We start from the raw sequence: 6000 nt of genomic DNA, 5'->3' as shown, positions 1-6000 counted from the left end.
GGATTCGGTCTTCGTACGAATACATGAACTACCTCCAAGTAGTCCAAGATTTTGTCCGCACCCCCAGTGGATCAGTTTTCAACGGAAATCAACACAAGGAAATCTCCAGAATAACCCTGGCCACCAAGTACACCGACGAGCTCGTCTTCGACCTCATGCGACGATTGCGTGTCGACATACATGACCTCGGGACCGAAGCCTCGCAGGAGCTAAATCTGATCCAGGCGCTGTTGTCCTCAGGTAAAACTGGGGACTCAGGCGAGCAGTTATGGGATGGTTTGTTCTCATATGTCTTTGAACAGGGCATAGCTGTTGGCACTGTCACGCGAGACACCTGGAAAGCAACCGCGAAGGCTGGTTTGCAGGAAGCCGTCAGTCGCGTTTTAGGGCACAGAGGCCTTGGAAGCATTGCCGAACGCTTCAGTGACCGAGCAGAACTTCAACTCTCACTCGTATCAACAAAGCTTCCCAACGGTACGCACATCCCTCGTGGCCAATGCGTTGCGAAAGTACTAGCGGGTTTCGAGGAGCGGCAGCTTGTCATCGTCACAGGTGGCCCGGGGGTCGGCAAGTCAGCTGTCATCACGGAGCTTGCCCCATTGCTTCGCGAGTCCGGTCCATTATTTTTCTTCCGAGCTGATGAGCTCGACGAGCCGAGTTTGGCTGCAGTTCAGTCACTCAATGGCATGCCTGACGCAGTGTCGAGCATGGCGAGTCTCTTGCGCAGTGGTACGCCAACTGTCGTTATCGATTCTCTGGAGAAGGCACTCGAAGCAAGAAATCCAGGCGCCCTTGAGGAACTGCTGGCGCTTGTCCGTCGGAACAAGAGAGTCAGGCTCTGCGTAACGACCCGCTCATATGCTCTCAACGCACTCTACTCTCTCTTTCTCTCTGACTTCTCCTACCAAGTTACAGATGTTCCGTTGTTGATGGACGCAGAGATTGCGGCAGCGGTGGACAAGACAGCTCTTGAAGATATTGCGGCCAAGGACGCAGGCGTGCGAGAAGTTCTTCGAACGCCCTATTACTTGCGCCTTGCCTTCAACTATGTCGCGGCTGGGACGATGCTGCCGCAGGTTACCGGCAACGACTTGCGCCTCCGCCTGTGGACTGAGCGGGTTGCTCCCAGTAGAGCTTTGCCAGCGGGACTAGCCGCGCGTCGTCGAGTAACTTTTGATGAGATCTGCTACGCGCGTACGGAGCGCTTTGCGCAGTTTGTTGAGGCACCAAATGATGCCGAGGCAGTGGCATCGCTTGTGCAAGATGCGGTGTTGGCAATAGACGCGTCGAATCGAGTAGCTCCTGCCCACGATGTTTTGGAAGACTGGTCTCTCTTCTTCAGAATTGAACGAGAGGTACGAAGCGCGGAGCGTGACTGGGATGCACTCTTCGGCAAGCTAGGCTCCCACGCTGGTATGCGCAGGGCACTGCGTACGTGGACAGCGCAACGTTCGGCCGAAAGCGATGGGGATGCCTATGCATTGCTCGAAGCCGCACTCAGACAAAATTCGACCATTCCTCAGTTATGGCGCGACGAGGTAGCCATTGGTCTCTTGCGCTCGGAGAGGGTCGAGGAACTAGTCGCAAAGCTTGGTGGCAGCGTCTCCTTCGACAGTGCCACCCTCCTGCAGCGCCTGAGCCACTTGCTGCGGGTTGCTTGCAAAGGACCGACTTCGATCGACTATTCCGGTTTCGCGGACGACCCTGGGTATAAGGAGATTGTGCTTCGGCTTGGGATGGCTGCGCCCGTTGGGGAAGCTTGGGACGTTGTCATCGGATTGGTTGCGAAGGCGTTCGCGAACATGTCTGCTGAGTGCAACTCGTGGGTTGTTCAGCTCGCGGAAGACGCCACGTCCCATGATGAGAACTGGCAAGAACCTACCCAAAGAGTGCTTGACGTGTTCAACATGGCGGAGCATTTCTGCCGAAGCGACAAAGATTACTGGTACCGGGAGCAGTCAATTGGCAAGCGCTTCTATGCCCTTCTGTGTCGCTGCTCGGGCGCCGATCCGGCTAGGTTTGAAGCATTCATTGAGAGGCTACTTGAGCGCCGGTCTGCTGAGTCGGACCGCCGTGATGTCTACTCGGAAGAGCGTCTTAAGTTTCTTATTAACGTGAAGAACTGCCGTGATGCGAGTTTCTTTGCCCCGGAGCTTGTGTGGAAAGTGTTCTGGTCTCTCTACACTGAACCCAAGTCGAAGGTCAAACGCCACTTTGGTATGACCGGGTGGGAGGCCGAACTTGGACTGAGCCAGCTCGCTGCTCACGACTTTTTCCCGCCTTCAGTATTGCAGGGACCGTTCCGCTCATTGCTGCTGCTTGCTTGGCCAAGGAGTCTTGGGTTCGTGGTAGATCTGTGCAATCACACAGCCAAAGCATTTGCCACAACGCGCGCGAACGAAGTTTCAATGCTGCCGCCAGAGCAAAGCCCGAACTCTCGGCCGCACATTCATGACATTCGGTTGTGGGTGGCCTATCGCGGGCACTCGGTCACTAGCTACGTCCTGAACGCGGCTTTGATGGCGCTTGAAGAGCGCCTCCTGATTGAAGCGAAAACCCGGCCCACACTAGTCTCTCAGGCACTCGAGTTCATCTTGGAACAAGGGGAGTCGAGTTTTACCACAGGAATGGTGGCAGGTGTCTTGATGGCTCACCCCGATCTTGTGACTGAGAAGCTGCTGTCGATCTTCAAGTGTCCGCACTTCTTCTCTGATGATATCGCTCGCAGCGTACAGGAGGCCGCTGCACTGGCAATCCATGGAGGTCACGATGGATTGGATGAAGCCAGACAGAAGGAGCGCATTGCAAGCAATCGGTTGCCGCATCGCCGACAGTACTTGGAGGTCCTATTTCTTCAGTTGCAGTTCAACCGTCCAGACCTTCGCGAATCCATCTATAGGATTTTGGACGTCCACCTGGAAGCGTTGAATGGTATTGAGGAGGTTCCAGATGGCTGGCGCATTACGCTCAAACGCATGGATGCGCGAGGCCTAAGGCTCGGAGATGCCGTCAGCGATGGACAGTGGGTTTCTCTTGAGATTTCTGACATTGAACCCGAACTGCAGCAAGCCAGCGATGACGCCCAAGCTCGCATGTACCGTATGAACCGGATCGCTGCCGTGCGCACCTGGGCCGCAGCGGTTACGGGACGGTTCTCAACAGCAGAGCCCGGAACTGCAGAGCGCTTTTCGTCTCCAACTGAGGCCTATGGGGAGTTCGTTCGGCTCTGCGACGAGATTCAAGATGAAGAGTTTGGCTTATTCGCTGGAGTGGAGGAAGAGCTTGCCTGTGCCTTGATTGGCAAGTGGCCCACTGACACTTCAGAGGCACTTCAATGGGCCCGAGTCCTCCTGCTGGCACGCTCCGCAATTCTCGAAGACAAGGACGCATGGTTGAGTCGCGACCCTTCAATCGGTGAGCTGCGAGCGCGGACGATCGTCACGCTTGCTGCCATCGATCCATTCCAGCCCAAGATGTCCGACGCGCTGGTAAATATCGTCACCGAACCGACGTGGAAGCTGCGCCGGGCAGCGGCCAGAGCAATTTCCGACGAGTTGAGGCCTAAGCAACCTGTCCTGGCTGAAATACTGACCACTGGTCTTGCGCACTACGCCGAAGCACTGGGCGCAACGATCGAACGTCCTCGTGGGTTGGCTCGTGACCGCCTGGAAGAAGCTCGAGCAACAACTGCCGGTTGGTTAAGTAGCGCGTTACAACAGATGAAACCTGGCGTTCGTTCATCACCAAAGAACTTGGTTGCCGTCAAGGAATGGACGATAGTTCTCGACGCTGCGCGCAGCGAGGCGCTCGATGCCTGGCGAGTTCAGTCACTCGCGACGCTGGCCAAACTCATAGCAGACCAGGAGGGTGGGCCCAGAGTGCAGCGTAGCGAACCAGATCATGTGGATTTCGAGGCACGGTGGGAGTTGGGTGACCTATTGGGAGTTGAACTCATGGCGCAGCCAAATGACGATTCACCGCTCTTCGCGACGCTTGACCATTGCCTCGAAAGTGCACCTGAGCTCAGCGAAAGAATTCTTGAGTCGGCTCTTGGTGAGTGCATGAAGCAAGAGTTCGTAAACGCTGCGGCACTGTGGCGAATCTGGGATCGCGCCACAGTGAAGGTCTTCGGCTACGACTCATTGAGAACGGCGAGCCGAAGATCGCACAGCTTATTCGACAAAGTGCTCAGGACGCTTCTGCTCTGCTCTGTGCACTGGCCCAAGACATGGGTCGACTTGGAGCTGCTTAGGTCCCGTCCGTACTTCATTGCCAATTGTTTGACAGCCGTTGGCGACAGCCGTGCTGGTTTGGAGAACCTGCTGAGGTTGATGGCAGGCGTCGGCCGAGTGTCATCGGTGCCATCGGCGCTCCCCCAATTGCGCGACGCTCTACGCAGAGCTCCCGCCGACTTGTTTGAGGATGGGAACAGCTTGTGGCACGCTGAGACTATCTGCCGAGTGACAGTGCATGAACATCGAGAGGCGCTGATTCACGACGTCAACCTGCGCAGGGCAACCCTTGACGTACTCGATCGGCTGGTCGACGCGGGATCATCGCTTGGATTCCAGCTTCGCGATTACTTGGCAACTTCGCCTACCGCGACGGTGGAACCCCGTTGACTTCAACTGCAGGAGATCCCCGGAGTAGATCTATGCCTCTTTGCGGGATTTCATTGGCGGCATCGGCGTTCTTTCTCACTGACAGCAATCACAGAAGCGGCTGAATCGATCTCCCAGTAGGGTGAAAGCTAGTCTTGCTGACTTCTCAATATCGTTTGCTTCGCATCCTTCTTCGGGGGTCATCTCCAGGTGACACCGTTGACAGCAAATTCCGATTCTGGATTCAGTGTGAAGCAGGCGCCTTTCAGGTCGCCCTCTCCAACAACCCAAAGACTGCGCGCTGACCGTTGGCCGGTCACCACCTCTTGCTCAGCTTTGCGCTGGCGCTCTTTGAGCATTGTCAGCCCCCCGTCCTTCTCAGTGGGTACTTGCCCCAAGGCTACAGCGACGAACTCGTCGGCTTTGATGCCGCTGTTAAGTAATTCCATAGCTCCATCGGCTGAGATTCCAGCGGCATCAAGTGCTGCGCCTAGTCTGGCCCAATACTCCATTTGCTGCGCGAGCGGACGACCAAGGGCTAGGCTTACGTTCTGAGCCATGGAGTACAGATCATCTGAAATTCGGATTGACTGGGCCATGTCTCAAATTGTATGTAGCCATTTGTCACATACAAAGCAATATCCAGAAATCAGACTCACTGAGCTGCGCCCCGGGCTACTTGAAGAGTAGAGCGCCAACAAGCCGAGACTCTGGGCGGAAGCAGGCACTAGTAAAAATATCGACTTAAGTGCAACAGATAGGTACAAATACGGAGTTAGCCGAAACAGGGCTACAGATTTAGTTGCAACGAAATTTGTAAGTCCTTGATTTCGTTAGCCTGGCTGTATGGGGTTAGCTGAGACCCGACAGGTGCGGAATGACACTTGACCTTCCACTATGCGCCATTCATCTTTCCACTTTCATTGTCAATTTAGCTATGCCGCCTGTGAATTTTGCATAGTGGAATGATGCCGGGGTGGCCGGTCTTGTTGTTTGTTAAATAAACAGCTGGCCGCCTGCCGCGACTTTCTCGGAAGACCTCGCAAGGAAAGTTAGGTCGCTTTGATTCAGTTGCTGGTGTTCGTGTGACTGATTCAAGTCGAGAGTTGTCGCTGAGTACAGGGCTTGCCAATACCCTCTCCCGACCCTGAGCTGTCGGTCGATCATCGCTAATTCGCCCCGGGTTTCTAGACAGATTGCAGACGCGATTTGATATGTGGCTTGCCATACCTTGAGCATGGTGGGGGGCCGGATTCAGTTTTGGAAATCAAATGACGTGACAGAGGCACGGGAAAGGAGAAGCAATTTAGGGAGATATACGCAAATAGAATCCATGCAGTGCTCAAGCAGTTCAATCTGGGCTGTCGGTTGAGCTTGATTCCATCTAAATGATTGGGCG

At 55.0% G+C, this 6000-nt stretch carries 2 protein-coding genes; one reads left to right on the top strand and one right to left on the bottom strand.

Annotation, left to right across the window (positions count from 1 at the left end):
- Positions 1–23 precede the first annotated feature (23 nt).
- A complete protein-coding gene (locus J2X15_RS18450) occupies positions 24–4622 on the top strand; it encodes a P-loop NTPase family protein (RefSeq protein ID WP_310345671.1) in 4599 nt (1532 codons plus the stop codon).
- 179 nt (positions 4623–4801) lie between these two features.
- Here the strand turns inward: J2X15_RS18450 and J2X15_RS18445 are convergent, their stop codons facing one another.
- Positions 4802–5200 (bottom strand): TA system antitoxin ParD family protein, encoded by a 399-nt coding sequence (locus J2X15_RS18445; RefSeq protein WP_310345670.1) that lies wholly within the window; start codon positions 5198–5200, stop codon positions 4802–4804.
- Between the last annotated feature and the right edge of the window lie 800 nt (positions 5201–6000).

Source organism: Rhodoferax saidenbachensis (assembly GCF_031457975.1).
GTDB lineage: Bacteria > Pseudomonadota > Gammaproteobacteria > Burkholderiales > Burkholderiaceae_C > Allorhodoferax > Allorhodoferax saidenbachensis_A.
The sequence above is the reverse complement of the archived record's forward strand: the minus strand, read 5'-3'. Positions and strand labels throughout refer to the sequence as shown.

Coding starts and splice junctions, on each gene's coding strand:
- J2X15_RS18445 (WP_310345670.1), bottom strand. CDS start 5,200: ATGGCCCAGTCAATCCGAATTTCAGATGATCTGTACTCCATGGCTCAG.
- J2X15_RS18450 (WP_310345671.1), top strand. CDS start 24: ATGAACTACCTCCAAGTAGTCCAAGATTTTGTCCGCACCCCCAGTGGA.